10 protein-coding genes are annotated in these 13972 nt (G+C 71.5%); 2 read left to right on the plus strand and 8 right to left on the minus strand.

Annotation, left to right across the window (positions count from 1 at the left end; genetic code table 11):
* Positions 1 to 317: 317 nt before the first annotated feature.
* The 3 genes from HTV45_RS15580 to HTV45_RS15590 form a co-directional block, all read right to left on the minus strand.
* Positions 318 to 1229, minus strand: coding sequence for an ADP-ribosylglycohydrolase family protein (locus HTV45_RS15580; protein ID WP_215206374.1), 912 nt, complete (start codon positions 1227 to 1229; stop codon positions 318 to 320).
* 122 nt (positions 1230 to 1351) lie between these two features.
* Positions 1352 to 2011, minus strand: a complete 660-nt coding sequence (locus HTV45_RS15585; protein WP_215206375.1) for a histidine phosphatase family protein — start codon at positions 2009 to 2011, stop codon at positions 1352 to 1354.
* Positions 2012 to 2128: 117 nt separating this feature from the next.
* Positions 2129 to 2734: a YdbC family protein gene (locus HTV45_RS15590; RefSeq protein WP_215206376.1), complete on the minus strand. Its 606-nt coding sequence runs from the start codon at positions 2732 to 2734 to the stop codon at positions 2129 to 2131.
* A gap of 156 nt (positions 2735 to 2890) precedes the next feature.
* Here HTV45_RS15590 and HTV45_RS15595 point away from each other — a divergent pair, with 156 nt between their 5' ends.
* Positions 2891 to 3424, plus strand: a complete 534-nt coding sequence (locus HTV45_RS15595; RefSeq protein ID WP_215206377.1) for a TerD family protein — start codon at positions 2891 to 2893, stop codon at positions 3422 to 3424.
* Positions 3425 to 3556: 132 nt separating this feature from the next.
* Here HTV45_RS15595 and HTV45_RS15600 read toward each other — a convergent pair whose 3' ends face one another.
* On the minus strand, positions 3557 to 6451 hold the full coding sequence (locus HTV45_RS15600; protein ID WP_215206378.1) for a vitamin B12-dependent ribonucleotide reductase: 2895 nt from the start codon (positions 6449 to 6451) through the stop codon (positions 3557 to 3559).
* 164 nt (positions 6452 to 6615) lie between these two features.
* Complete coding sequence (gene nrdR, locus HTV45_RS15605; RefSeq protein ID WP_215206379.1) at positions 6616 to 7173, minus strand: transcriptional regulator NrdR; 558 nt, start codon at positions 7171 to 7173, stop codon at positions 6616 to 6618.
* 522 nt (positions 7174 to 7695) lie between these two features.
* Here nrdR and lexA point away from each other — a divergent pair.
* Positions 7696 to 8475 (plus strand): transcriptional repressor LexA, encoded by a 780-nt coding sequence (gene lexA, locus HTV45_RS15610; RefSeq protein ID WP_215206380.1) that lies wholly within the window; start codon positions 7696 to 7698, stop codon positions 8473 to 8475.
* Between the two features lie 424 nt (positions 8476 to 8899).
* Here the strand turns inward: lexA and HTV45_RS15615 are convergent, their stop codons facing one another.
* The 3 genes from HTV45_RS15615 to HTV45_RS15625 all read right to left on the minus strand — a co-directional run bounded on the left by HTV45_RS15615 (position 8900) and on the right by HTV45_RS15625 (position 13455).
* On the minus strand, positions 8900 to 10882 hold the full coding sequence (locus tag HTV45_RS15615) for an ATP-dependent DNA helicase (RefSeq protein WP_215206381.1): 1983 nt from the start codon (positions 10880 to 10882) through the stop codon (positions 8900 to 8902).
* A gap of 135 nt (positions 10883 to 11017) precedes the next feature.
* Positions 11018 to 11689: a GNAT family N-acetyltransferase gene (locus HTV45_RS15620; protein WP_215206431.1), complete on the minus strand. Its 672-nt coding sequence runs from the start codon at positions 11687 to 11689 to the stop codon at positions 11018 to 11020.
* Positions 11584 to 13455 carry an IucA/IucC family protein gene (locus tag HTV45_RS15625; RefSeq protein ID WP_308309654.1) on the minus strand — a complete coding sequence of 624 codons (1872 nt, stop codon included), beginning with the start codon at positions 13453 to 13455 and terminating at the stop codon, positions 11584 to 11586. The genes HTV45_RS15620 and HTV45_RS15625 overlap by 106 nt, the downstream gene beginning before the upstream one ends.
* Positions 13456 to 13972 lie beyond the last annotated feature (517 nt).

A 13972-nucleotide genomic window follows, 5' to 3' on the forward strand; every position in this document is an offset into this window, starting at 1 on the left:
AGCTCTCCGACCGGCGTCACGGGGGTCGGCCGGGGAGCGCCGGGCCGGCCCGCGCGGCGCACCGGCACAGCCCCCGGTACGAGCCGAACGACCATCCAGGCATTCATGGCCACCGCAACCGATCCCTCCCCGGACGCAAACCGCCACGGCCGACACCGTCCACACCGTCGGCGCTGCCCAAGCGGCCGACGTGACGACGCCCGCACGGAGCACCCGCCGCGATCAGGCCTCATGCCTCAGGCGGTGGATGCCCCGACAACGAGGAGCGGTGACAGAGAGTTCCCGGGGTGCACGGAGAGTCCCGAACTCCGTGCACCTCAGGCCGGGACCCGCATCCATCCGGGCAGGGGCTCGACCCGGTCCGCCCACTCGGCGGGGGGCGCTCCGGCCTTTCCCGCGGCGGCGGTCACCCCGCCGACGATCGCACAGGTCGTGTCGACGTCTCCGCCCACCTGCGCGGTCCTCCAGAACGCCCGCTCGTAGTCGCCGAGGGACCGGGCGGCCGACCAGAGCGCGAAGGGCACGGTGTCGTGTGCCGTCGTACGCCGTCCGCAGCCGAGCACGGCCGCGACGGTCACGGCGTCGCCGTAGTCCAGCATGTCCCTGGCCCGGCGCAGTCCGGCGCCGACCGCGCTCCTCGCGGGCACCAGATCGATCACCCCGTCGAGGAGGCCGCCCGGCGCGGGCGGCCCGCCGGGTGCGGCGGCGAGCGCGGCGGCCGCGGCGACGGCCATGGCGCCGACCACCGCCTCGCGGTGCTGATGAGTGGGGTAGGCGGAGATCTCCGCCTGGTGGGTGGCCTGCTCCGGGTCGTCCGCGTACCAGGCGCCCAGCGGCGCGATCCGCATCGCGGCGCCGTTGCCCCAGGACCCCTGTCCGTTGAAGAGGCCGGCCGCCAGTTCGCGCCAGTCCCCGCCCTCCCGGACCAGCCGCAGCAGCCGGTTGACCGCGGGACCGTATCCCCGGTCGAAGTCGTGGTGCCCGGCGAAGGACCGGGCGAGGGCGTCCTGGTCGATCCGGTGGTGCGCGGCCAGGACGGCGACGACGGAGCACGCCATCTCTGTGTCGTCCGTCCACTGCCAGGGGCCTGGGGGCAGTTCGCGGCGCTTGAGGAGCGGATAGTTCACCGGGACGAAGAACTGGGAACCGAGCGCGTCCCCCACCGACAGTCCGCGCAGCGCTGCCAGGGCGCGCTCCAGGCGCCCGGCGGGAGAGAAATCAGTGGTCATCGCCCTGCCACTCTATCCGTGCCCCCGTCCGTCCGCGCCATCCGTCCGCGCCGTCCGTCCGCGCCGCTCTTCCCCGACCGCCGGCCCCGGCCGCCCGGCATGCCCGCCCCTCCGCGCTCCGTCTATCCGGTGACCCCGTACGGTTCCGGTTCGCGCCAGCGCTCGAAGGGCCGGTCGAGGGTGTACTTGCCGTTCTCCCCCAGGACGAGCATCCGCATCTCGGCGTTCCCCGGGTTCGACAGGGACTCGAAGTCCGCCACCGTCCAGTGGAACCACCGCATGCAGAACAGCCGCATGGCCAGACCATGGGTGACGATCAGGACGTTCGGCGGATGATCGGGGGCCTCGAAGCTGCGGAACAGGCTCTCCAGGAAGCCGCCGACCCGGTCGTACACGTCGGCTCCGGACTCGCCCTGGGCGAAGCGGTAGAAGAAGTGCCCGTACGCGTCCCGGTAGGCCTTCTGCAGCCGCACGTCCTCACGGTCCTGCCAGTTGCCCCAGTCCTGCTCGCGCAGCCTCGGTTCCTCGCGCACCCGTATCAGTCCGGGGTCCAGCCCGAAGGAGCCCAGCGTCTGGTGCGTGCGCCGGTACGGGGAGACGTACACGCTGACCCGCTCGTGTCCGAACAGTTTCCGCAGCCGCTCCCCCGTCTCCTCCGCCTGCCGCCGTCCCCTCTCGGTCAGCGCCAGGGCGTGGTCGGGTTCGCGCTCATAAACGGAGTCATCAACATTGCCCGTTGATTCGCCGTGCCGGACAAGGACGATGCGCCGTGGTCGTGCCATGCCAAGACCCTAGAACGGGTGACGTCCCGGCGGGCAATCCTGCGCGCCCCGTACGGCGTACATCACACCCGTCCCGGCCCGGGGAGCGGCAGAAGCGTTCCCGTTCCACGCCCGGAGTCAGACCGTCCAGGCCGCCTCCATGTCCACGATGTCCCCCGCGAGGGCCGCGACGTCGGCCTCCGTCTGCGCCCTCAGGGCGAGGCGCTCCACCCGCTCGGTGCGGTACTTGCCGTGCTCGGCGGCCGAGCGCCACATCGACAGCACCAGGAACTCACTCCCGGGCGCCTCGCCGAACAGCCCGCGGATCATGCCGGGCGAGCCGGCCATCGCCGGGTTCCAGACCTTCTCCTGCATCAGTACGAAGTGCTCCGCCCGTTCCTGGTGCACCCGGCACAGCGCCACCCTGATCAGGTCGGCGTCGGTGAAACGCGGCTCGAATCCGGTCTTCACGTCGAAGCGGTGGTCGAAGAGCCTGACCTGGGTGTCCTTGAAGGTCCCCGACTGGGTCGAGGCGAGCCGGTCGTGGGAGCGCGCCATGAAGGAGTCGTAGAAGGCACGGCTCTCCCAGAAGGAGAAGATGTGCGCCACGTCCGACCGCCCCCGGCTCCAGCCCCCGCCCTGCCCCCGAAAACCCGGCTCCCCCAGAAGCCCCGCCCACTTCCGCTGCCCCCGCTCGAACCCGCGGCGGTCCACCACGGTGCAGCGAATCCACTTGACCAGCACCGCGCCATCGTAAGGCCAGGGAGCGTGGGGCCGGTCACCCTCGGGGAGACTGCTTCCCGGCATCCGTCACCGCCCGCATGGCAGGATGGACAACCTGTCACAATCAACCAGCAGTTGGGGTGAGCGGACAGGACCGTCACGAGGAAGGGAAGACTGGTGAACGGCCTCAACAAGGGCTTCAGCAAAGTCGAGATCGCACTGAAGTGGGACCCGAGCCCATCAGGTGAACCCGCCACCGACCTGGATCTCGTCGCCGCACCCTATCCGGCGAGCGACCCGCACGGTGATCCCGCCTATGTCGTGCACTTCGACAGTCGCTCCCCCGACGGCACCATCATCCTCAACCGGGACAGCAAGGACGGCCAGGGCTTCGGCTACGACGAGGTCATGACGCTGGAGCTGGACCGGCTCGACGAGCGCTACGCGCGCGTGCTGGTCGGTGTCGTCGTACAGCAGCACCACACACCGCGGACGTTCTCCGGTGTGGGCCACCCGGGCCTGCGTATCCGCGAGGGATACACCGTCCTGGCCGAGGACGACTTCGGCAGTGTTCTCGGGGCCACGGCGGCGACGGTCGCGGAGTTCGTCCGCGAGGGTGCGGGCCCCTGGGAGTTCCGCCCGGGTGTCCATGCCTTCGACGGCGACCCGGCGGACTTCTCCCGCGAGATGGGAACCGCACGCCGGGCCTAGACGCGGGCGGGAGCCCCGCGCCCCCGGGCGGACCGCACGCGACCCGTGCACGACGCCGAGGGCGGTGGTACCGGAACTCCGGCACCACCGCCCTCGACGCGTCACCTCAGCTCCGGGCTGCGCCCGGACACGTCAGCTGCAGCCGCTCGTGGAGCCGCAGCCCTCGCAGATGTAGCAGGAACCGGCGCGCTGCATCTTCGTACCGCAGGAGAAGCAGAGCGGGGCGTCCGCCTGGATGCCCAGCTGCATCTCCACCAGTTCCGCGCTGGTGTGGGCCTCCTGCGGGGCCGGCTTGGCCGCCTCCGCCTGGGCCTTCGGCGCGGCGACCGCCTTCAGTTCCTGCGCCCGCGGCGCCGACTGGGCCAGGCCCTCGACGTCCAGCTCGTCGTCGGACGGCTCGTACGAACCGGTCTCCAGGTGACGCTGGCGCTCCTCGGCGGAGTGGATGCCGAGCGCGGAGCGCGTCTCGAAGGGCAGGAAGTCCAGCGCCAGGCGGCGGAAGATGTAGTCGACGATCGACTGCGCCATCCGCACGTCCGGGTCGTCCGTCATACCGGCCGGCTCGAAGCGCATGTTGGTGAACTTCGAGACGTACGTCTCCAGCGGCACGCCGTACTGGAGGCCCACCGAGACCGCGATGGAGAAGGCGTCCATCATGCCCGCGAGGGTGGAGCCCTGCTTGGACATCTTGAGGAAGACCTCGCCGAGACCGTCGTCCGGGTAGGAGTTGGCGGTCATGTAGCCCTCGGCACCGCCGACGGTGAAGGAGGTGGTGATGCCGGGACGGCCCTTCGGGAGGCGCTTGCGGACCGGGCGGTACTCGACCACCTTCTCGACCGCGGCGCGGATCGTCTCCTCGGCCTTCTCCGTGACCTCGGCCTTCTCCTTCTCCTTGGTCTTCGCGGAGAGGGGCTGGCCGACCTTGCAGTTGTCGCGGTAGATGGCGAGCGCCTTGACGCCGAGCTTCCAGGCCTCGAAGTAGATCTCCTCGACCTCCTCGACGGTCGCCGTCTCCGGCATGTTGACCGTCTTGGAGATGGCTCCGGAGATCCAGGGCTGGATCGCGGCCATCATGCGGACGTGGCCCATCGGGGAGATGGCCCGCTCGCCCATGGCGCAGTCGAACACCTCGTAGTGCTCCGGCTTGAGACCGGGGGCGTCGATCACATTGCCGTTCTCGGCGATGTGGGCGACGACCGCCTCGATCTGCTCCTCCTGGTAGCCCAGGCGGCGCAGGGCCTGAGGCACGGTGCCGTTGACGATCTGCATCGAGCCGCCGCCGACGAGCTTCTTGAACTTCACCAGCGCCAGGTCGGGCTCGACACCGGTGGTGTCGCAGGACATCGCCAGACCGATGGTGCCGGTCGGGGCGAGCACGGACGCCTGGGCGTTGCGGAAGCCGTTCTTCTCGCCGACGCGGATCACGTCCTGCCAGGCCTCGGTGGCGGCGGCCCACACCGGGGTGTCCAGGTCGTCCACGCGCACGGCCGTGCCGTTGGCGTCGGCGTGCTGCTTCATGACGCGCTTGTGGGCGTCGGCGTTGCGGGCGTAGCCGTCGTACGGGCCGACGATGGCGGCGAGTTCGGCGGAGCGCCGGTAGGCCGTGCCGGTCATCAGGGACGTGATCGCGCCGGCCAGGGAGCGGCCGCCGTCGGAGTCGTAGGCGTGGCCGGTCGCCATCAGCAGGGCGCCGAGGTTGGCGTAGCCGATGCCGAGCTGCCGGAAGGCGCGGGTGTTCTCACCGATCTTCTCGGTGGGGAAGTCCGCGAAGCAGATCGAGATGTCCATCGCGGTGATGACCAGCTCGACGACCTTCTGGAAGCGCTCGGCCTCGAAGGACTGGTGGCCCTGGCCGTCGTCCTTGAGGAACTTCATCAGGTTCAGCGAGGCCAGGTTGCAGGACGTGTTGTCCAGGTGCATGTACTCGCTGCACGGGTTCGACGCGGTGATCCGGCCGGACTCGGGGCAGGTGTGCCAGTTGTTGATGACACCGTCGTACTGGATGCCCGGGTCGGCGCAGGCCCACGCGGCCTCGGCGATCTTGCGGAAGAGCGCCTTGGCGTCGACCTCCTCGATGACCTCGCCGGTCATCCGGGCGCGCAGGCCGAACTTGCCGTCCTGCTCGACCGCCTGCATGAACTCGTCGTTGACGCGGACCGAGTTGTTGGCGTTCTGGTACTGGACGGAGGCGATGTCGTCGCCGCCCAGGTCCATGTCGTAGCCCGCGTCGCGCAGGACGCGGATCTTCTCCTCCTCCTTGACCTTGGTCTCGATGAAGCCCTCGATGTCCGGGTGGTCCACGTCGAGGACGACCATCTTGGCGGCGCGGCGGGTGGCGCCACCGGACTTGATGGTTCCGGCGGAGGCGTCGGCTCCGCGCATGAAGGAGACCGGTCCGGAGGCGTTGCCGCCGGAGGAGAGGAGCTCCTTGGAGGAGCGGATCCGGGAGAGGTTCAGGCCGGCGCCGGAGCCGCCCTTGAAGATCATGCCCTCTTCCTTGTACCAGTCGAGGATCGACTCCATGGAGTCGTCGACGGCCAGGATGAAACAGGCGCTGACCTGCTGCGGCTGGGGCGTGCCCACGTTGAACCACACGGGGCTGTTGAAGCTGAAGATCTGGTGCAGGAGGGCGTAGGCCAGCTCGTGCTCGAAGATCTCGGCGTCGGCGGGCGAGGCGAAGTACCTGTTGTCCTCGCCGGCCTTCCGGTACGTCTTCACGATGCGGTCGATCAGCTGCCTGAGGCCGGTCTCGCGCTGCGGGGTGCCCACGGCCCCGCGGAAGTACTTGCTGGTGACGATGTTGACCGCGTTCACCGACCAGAAGTCGGGGAACTCCACGCCACGCTGCTCGAAGTTGACCGAGCCGTCGCGCCAGTTGGTCATCACGACGTCACGGCGCTCCCAGGCCACCTCGTCGTAGGGGTGGACTCCAGGGGTGGTGTGGATGCGCTCGACACGCAGTCCCTTGCCGGCCTTGTTGCTCTTGGCTCGGGGACTCCTTGCCGGACCGCTCGCCGTCTCTGTCATGCCGCCTCCCTGTACGGGCGAAAACGCCCTGAAGTGCCCCGATTGTTCCCGTGGCACGGTGTGCTGTCTGGTGCTGCGGGCACCACTCGTCTGCCCGCAACAGGTCTTCTCATCGCCGCCGCCCTGCCGGTCCCCGCATCTGGCGTCCGGGGCCGGCCCGCCGGTCAGTCGGCGGCGGGAGCGGGTTCGGGGACCTGGACGGTCCCGCCGGACCCGCTGCCGTCTTCCTGGTCCCCCGGGACGGTCCCGTCGCCGTCCCCGTCACCCTCGGCGTGCCGTTCCGCCCGCCGGAGTTCCCCGATCGCGGCCTCGAAGTCCTCGAGCGAATCGAACGCCCGGTAGACGGAAGCGAACCGCAGATAGGCGACGAGGTCGAGTTCCTGCAGCGGGCCGAGTATGGCCAGCCCCACGTCGTGGGTGGTCAGCTCGGCGCTTCCGGTGGCCCGTACCGCTTCCTCGACCCGCTGGCCGAGCTGGGCGAGGGCATCCTCGGTGACGGGCCGGCCCTGGCAGGCCTTGCGCACACCGTTGATGACCTTGGTGCGGCTGAACGGTTCGGTGACACCGGACCGCTTGACCACCATGAGCGAACACGTCTCCACGGTCGTGAAACGACGGGAGCAGTCCGGGCACTGGCGGCGCCTGCGGATCGACGTGCCGTCGTCGGTCGTACGGCTGTCGACGACCCGGCTGTCGGGGTGCCTGCAGAAGGGGCAGTGCATGGAACTCCCAACCCTCCTCACGGCAGACTCATGGGCCTCTTCGGCCCTCTCGGGCCTCCCGAAGCAGCACCAGCATAGGCGATCGCAGAGGGCGCGAAGACCGGGGGGACCACAACTTCTGGGCTGCTGCCGCAATCCAACCACTACATGTGGTGATTGGCTCAGACATTCACGTTCTGGAAGCGTGTCGCCCGGGCGTCGCCGCCGGACACCGCGCGACAGGGGAGACGCCGGACTCCCGGGGGCAGGAGAGGGAGCGACGCGCGGGCGGAACGGGGGCCGGTACCCGCGCGCCGGCACACCCGATGGCAGACTGTGACCGACCAGCCCGGGAGGTCGTCGCCTCGGCGGTGAAGAGTACAGCGACCGGACCGCTCGTCCGGCCGAGAGCCTGGCTACCAATACACCTCGACGAAAGATTGCGTACCGTAATTCGCGATTTTTCACTCGAACGTGTGTTTGGCGCAACCTTTCGAAAGCTACTACCGTTGTGCTGCAGGGAGACCATCGAGAGGGGCCGACGTGACCACGACCGCAGACAGTGCCGCCATCACTGCCCAGGACCGCTCCCAGGGCCGGCCCGAGCCGGTGCACGCGATGAACGAAGCCATGAACCCCGAGGTGCCCAAGCGCTCCCTGCCGGGGCGACCTCCCGGCATCCGGGCGGACAGCTCGGGACTGACCGACCGCCAGCGGCGGGTGATCGAGGTCATCAGGGATTCGGTGCAGCGACGGGGCTACCCGCCGTCGATGCGGGAGATCGGCCAGGCGGTCGGCCTGTCCAGCACCTCCTCGGTGGCGCACCAGCTCATGGCGCTCGAGCGCAAGGGCTTCCTGCGCCGTGATCCGCACCGCCCGCGGGCGTACGAGGTGCGCGGCTCCGACCAGGCCACCTCCGTGCAGCCCACCGACACCGCCGGCAAGCCGGCCGCGTCCTACGTGCCGCTGGTCGGCCGGATCGCCGCCGGTGGCCCGATCCTCGCCGAGGAGTCCGTCGAGGACGTCTTTCCGCTGCCCCGGCAGCTGGTCGGCGACGGTGAGCTGTTCGTGCTGAAGGTCGTGGGTGACTCCATGATCGAAGCGGCGATCTGTGACGGGGACTGGGTCACGGTCCGCCGCCAGCCGGTCGCGGAGAACGGCGACATCGTGGCGGCGATGCTCGACGGCGAGGCGACCGTCAAGCGCTTCAAGCGCGAGGACGGCCATGTGTGGCTCCTCCCGCACAACGCGGCCTACGAACCGATCCCCGGCGACGACGCGACCATCCTGGGCAAGGTGGTGGCCGTACTGCGCCGCGTCTGAGCATGGCGCGGGGGCCGGCTTCGACTACGGCCCCCGCCCCCTGACCGGACCCCGGGACCCCTGCGCCGGTTCCGGGGTCCTGTGCTGCCCGGGTGGTCGAGCCACCGTCGCACCGCCGGGGACGACTCCCCGGCGCTTTCCGGCGGACGCCGGTCAGCGGCTGGGCCGGAAGCCGAGGCTCCTTCCGCCACGCCGGAACGGCCCGCAACCGCCGCACCGACCGGCTCACGACCCATGGGCGAACCCTTCCACCCCGAGGATCGCGACTGCCCCCGACCGCTCCCGTCCGGGCCACTGACCCGGCGGACACCGGACGCCGGGACACCGAGCCACTGCACCGGCGGGCCGCCGATCACCCGGGCGGCGCTTCCGTGCGCCGGCCACCGCGCTCAGCGCCGAGGACCTGGAGCGGCACCGCATCCGCTCACGACTCCTCCGCCTCCGTCCGGACGGCCGCCGCGTCGATGGCGGCCAGCGACTTCCTGACCTGACCGCGGTCCGTGGTGTACCAGAAGTCGGGGAGCGAAGCCTTCAGATAGCTCCCGTAGCGGGCGGTGGCCAGCCGCTGGTCCAGTACGGCCACCACGCCCCGGTCCCCCGACGCGCGTACCAGCCGGCCGGCGCCCTGTGCCATGAGCAGGGCGGCGTGGGTGGCGGCGACGGCCATGAAGCCGTTGCCGCCCGCCTCCTCCACGGCCTTCTGGCGGGCGCTCATCAGAGGGTCGTCCGGGCGCGGGAAGGGGATCTTGTCCATGACCACCAGCTGACAGCTCGGGCCGGGTACGTCGACACCCTGCCAGAGCGACAGCGTGCCGAAGAGGCAGGTCCTCGGGTCGGCCGCGAAGTTCTTGATCAGCTCGCCGAGCGTCTCCTCGCCCTGGAGGAGGATCGGGAACTGCGGAATGCGGGAGCGCAGCTCCTCGGCGGCGAGCTGCGCGGCCCGCATCGACGAGAACAGGCCCAGCGTGCGGCCGCCGGCCGCCTGGATCAGTTCCGTGAGCTCGTCGAGCATGTCCCCGCGGTCACCGTCCCGGGCCGGGCGCGCCAGATGCTTCGCGACGTACAGGATGCCCTGCTTCGGGTAGTCGAACGGGGACCCCACGTCCACGCCCTTCCACTGCGGGAGGTCCTCGCCCCCGGCCCCCTCGGGGCCGAGCCCCAGTGACGCCCCCACGCCGTTGAAGTCGCCGCCCAGCTTCAGCGTCGCGGACGTCAGGACGACGCTGCGGTCGGTGAAGAGTTTCTCGCGCAGCAGACCCGAGACGGACATGGGGGCGACCCGCAGGGATGCCCCGAACCGGTCGTGGCGCTCGTACCAGACGACGTCCCATTCGGAGCCGTTGGTGATCCGCTCCGCCACGTCGTGCACGCTCTCCACGGAGGCGAGCGCCTGTTTGCGGACCGCGTCCTCGTCCTGGACGGACTTGTCGCGGGTGCTGCCGATCCCCGAGATGACGGTCCGGCACGCGTCGCGCAGTGCCATCAGCGCGTAGCCGAGATCTTCCGGGATCTCCTCCAGCCGGCCCGGAAGGGCCAGTTCCATCAGCCGCTCGAACCCTTCCGCGGCGGTCTGGAGCTGGTCCGCGGCCTTCTCGTTCACCAGCTTCGCCGCGCGCCGGACCGCGCGGTTGACCTGTCCGGGGGTGAGCTCCCCGGTGGCGACTCCGGTGACCCGGGAGACCAGCTCATGGGCCTCGTCGACGATCAGCACCTCGTGCTGCGGGAGCACCGGTGCGCCCTCGATGGCGTCGATGGCGAGCAGGGCGTGGTTGGTGACGACCACCTCGGCCAGCTTGGCCCGCTCGCGGGCGGTCTCCGCGAAGCACTCCGCGCCGTAGGCGCACTTCGTGGCGCCCAGGCACTCCCGCGACGAGACCGACACCTGGGACCAGGCCCGGTCGGACACGCCCGGCGTGAGGTTGTCCCGGTCGCCGGTCTCCGTCTCGTCCGACCAGTCACGCAGCCGCAGCAGGTCCTGGCCCAGCTTGCTGGTGGGGGCGGCCGCCTCGAACTGGTCGAAGAGCCCTTCCTCCTCGTCCTGCGGCATCCCCTCGTGCAGCCGGTGCAGGCACAGGTAGTTGGAGCGGCCCTTGAGCATCGCGAACTCGGGGCGGCGCCGCAGCAGCGGGTGCAGCGACTCCACCGTGCGCGGCAGGTCCCGCTCCACCAGCTGGCGCTGCAGGGCCAGGGTGGCCGTCGCCACCACCACCCTCTCCCCGTGCGCGAGCGCGGGCACCAGGTAGCCGAGCGACTTTCCGGTGCCGGTACCGGCCTGGACCAGCAGATGGGCTCCGTCGTCGATCGCCTCGGCGACGGCTTCGGCCATGGTCACCTGGCCGGGGCGCTCGGTACCGCCGACGGCGGCGACGGCGGCGTGCAGGAGTTCGGGGAGTGAGGGCTTCGTCATAGCGCGACCACCCTACGACCCGGCACTGACATTCGTGCGATCACGGCGGGGGCCACTGATGTGATCAAGACGGGTCTCCTCGGTCTGGGGAAAGGGAGGGAAAGGAGATCGGAGGGCGTACGGGTGAGGGACTCGCTACAGCAGATGACGCAGAGAGCGGTCCCGGATCATGAGGGCCGCCCGCTTGGCGGGCAGATCGGCCTCGGCGGCGAAGCGGAAGCCGGCCTTCAGGAAGGCGGCGACGGAGGCGGTGTTGCGCAGATCGGGTTCCGCGACGACACGAGGTGAGGCGGGCCGGTTGTCGAGGGCGAGGTCGGCGACGGTCCTGAGCAGGGTGCCGCCGAGGCCCCGCCCCCGGTCGCCGGGGGCGCCGATCAGGACGTGCAGGCCGGTGTCGTACGGGCGGGCGGGGTAGTGGCGGGCCAGGGGCTCGAGGTCCGCGCGGTAGATCTCCCAGTAGCTCATCGGCGTACCGTCCAGGAGGCCCAGGCACGGGACGCTGTGGCCGTCGCCGGTGAGCTGGGCCCGTACGTGGCGGGCCGTCCGGGCCGGCGGTCCGGAGAGTTCCCAGAAGGCGGCCACGGCCGGATCGTTCATCCAGCGTGCCAGCAGGGGCAGGTCACGGTCCACCTGGAGGGGGCGCAGCCGGAAGAGACCCGCGGGTGTGTCCGCCGGGCCCCAGGCGGTGATGTCGCCGGCCGTCATGCGTGCAGCGGGTTGGCGATGGTGACGTAGACGGACTGGGTGTCGACCGGGCCGACGAGTTCGTCGAGGCCGCGCACCCGGGTCAGCAGGTTGGCCTTGCAGCGCAGGGTGGGTGAGTCCAGCAGCAGGGCGGGCAGGGTGCCGTGGGACTGGGCCGGTCCGGCGGAGACCCCGGTGAGGAAGCGGCGGAAGGCGGCGAGCAACAGCCCTTCGTCGGCGAGCCGTTCGGAGCCGAGGGCGCCGATGAGTCCCAGGACGTTGTTGATGCCCAGGTAGTAGGCGAAACGTTCGTCGGCGACGCTGTCGGGGACGAAGGTGTCGCTGTGTTCGCCGATGCCGGGCAGCCGGGCGTCCAGCTCGCGGCGTCGCGACGCGCGGAAGTAGTAGCCCTGGTTGTCCCGGTACCGGCCCCCCGCGGGCCAGCCGTCGGCGTCCAGCAGGACCAGGGTGTTCTGCTGATGCGCCTCCAGCGCGATGCCGGCCGCTCCGTCCAGCCGGAGCACGGGCCGCACCACGTGCTCGAGGTAGCGCAGGAACCACTCGGCGGCGACCGTCCCGTGCGGCCGTCCGGTCCGGGTGGCGAGGCGGGTGATCAGCTCGGCCAGCCGGGATCGCATGGGTCCGCCGGCGCGGGGCCGCGGCGAGGCGAGTCCGGCGACGCAGGCGACGTCGTCGTGCGGTCCGAAGGGGTTGTGCCGGATCACCACGTCGAGTCCGGGTACGGGGTCGCCGTCCGGTCCGTCGACGGCGATCCAGGCCGGGTCGCGGACGATGTCGAAGCCCGGGTGTGCGGCCCGCCACGCCTGGGCCAGTCCCGTGCGCAGCAGCCGGTGGACCTCGGCGCCCCGGTGGAGTTCCTTGCGGAGGTTCTCCCGGCGGGAGTTGGTGATGCGCAGGGTCAGCGACAGCTTGAGCATGGCGGGGGCACCGGTGCGGTGCACGGTCCGTACGGAGGAGGTGGGGTGCCAGGGTTCGCCGTGGCTGCCGAGGTCGCGGAGGAGCCCGGCCTCCAGCAGCGCGGCGGCCTGGGGATGCCCGCGGAGGTGTCGCAGTTGCCAGGGGTGCAGGGGCAGGGCCGCACAGCCGTCGGGCAGCGGAAGGCCGGGGCCGGCGAGCCGTGCGGTGAGGTCCGGCGCGGTGACGGGGCGGCCGCGCTCCGTCCAGGCGGAGTCGGTGGCGAGCAGGGAGGGAGCGACGGCCATCCAGCGCAGGGGAAAGGATCCGCGCACCTCGGGTGAGTACCGCCGCGCCTCGGCGTCGCGGAGGCCGTCGCGGCTCTTCGGGTCGGGGTGCAGCGGATGGCCCAGGACGAGCGCCTGTTCCGCGGCGAGGAAGAGGTCCGGATGGTCCTCCGTACGGGCGCGCCGGTCGGTGAGGAAGAGGGCCACGCGCCGGACGGAGTCGGCGACGCGCGCGACCAGGTCGGTGCCGCTACCCGCGGCGCCCACGCCGGAGCCGGCGGCCGCCCGGCCGGCATCGGTGCGCGCGGCCTGCCCGTCGGTGCCGCTGCCGGCCGGACGGAGTACCGGTCCGGCCATCTCTCTGCCCAGGAGGGCGGCGAGCAGTACGGCGTCCACGGGCGGGGCGGGATCGGGGGCGTCGGCCAGGTAGGGCGGGCCGAAGCGGTGCCGGCCCGTCGGGGACCAGTACAGGACGGGGACGAGCAGGGCCGTGCCGCTGGCGGGCAGGGGGAGGCCGAGGATGGCGCCGCGCGGCGCGCGGACGCCGGTCTCACGTACCCAGCAGCGCAGCAGGTTCTCCGTGGCCGCCGCCTCGGCCGCCCGGCAGGGGTCGGGGTGCTCCAGGGGGCAAACGCCGGTGTCCCTGAGCCAGTCGGCGCCGGGCGGTCTGCGCTCCTGGTGCGGCACCGGGGAGTTCGTGCGGGCGGCCGGTGTGGGGGTGGTGTGCAAGGCGGATCCTCGTGGAGCGGGACGGGCCGGCCCGTCCGTGCGCAACGGCCTTCGGGGAGACGGCATTCTTCGGTGCGGGTCGTGGTGATCACAGGGCGGAGGGCGTCGGCGGCCCGGTTGGGGACCGCGGCCGCCCGGTCCCCGCCGCAGCGGACGTGTCGGGCGAGCCGGGCGCACCGCAGCACTCCGGCGAAGGCTGCCCGCACCGGCCTCCTGGCCGGGGAGCCGGGGCGACGCGCCCGAGCCGCCGGCTTCGGAAGACACCGCGGTGGGCCGGGGCTTCCCCCGCCGGACAGACGGTGTCCCACCGCGCTGCGGGCAGGCTCGTGCGTAGCGGTGGAGGGCGGCAGGGGCAGCGGGGTCCGAGCCCTCTGCGGTCAGCCGATGCGGACATCGTCGCGGGCGGGCGGAGGAAGTGGCGGGACCCGCGCCCCCGACGGCCGGCCCAGGGTCCCCGCGGACGTCCGTCTGCGGG

It is taken from the genome of Streptomyces sp. CHD11, from assembly GCF_018638295.1.
Lineage (GTDB): Bacteria > Actinomycetota > Actinomycetes > Streptomycetales > Streptomycetaceae > Streptomyces.

What these genes read in the sequence shown, in the direction of transcription:
- HTV45_RS15580 (WP_215206374.1), bottom strand. Translation starts at nt 1,229, where the DNA reads ATGACCACTGATTTCTCTCCCGCCGGGCGCCTGGAGCGCGCCCTGGCA.
- HTV45_RS15585 (WP_215206375.1), bottom strand. Translation starts at nt 2,011, where the DNA reads ATGGCACGACCACGGCGCATCGTCCTTGTCCGGCACGGCGAATCAACG.
- HTV45_RS15600 (WP_215206378.1), bottom strand. Translation starts at nt 6,451, where the DNA reads ATGACAGAGACGGCGAGCGGTCCGGCAAGGAGTCCCCGAGCCAAGAGC.
- nrdR (WP_215206379.1), bottom strand. Translation starts at nt 7,173, where the DNA reads ATGCACTGCCCCTTCTGCAGGCACCCCGACAGCCGGGTCGTCGACAGC.
- HTV45_RS15615 (WP_215206381.1), bottom strand. Translation starts at nt 10,882, where the DNA reads ATGACGAAGCCCTCACTCCCCGAACTCCTGCACGCCGCCGTCGCCGCC.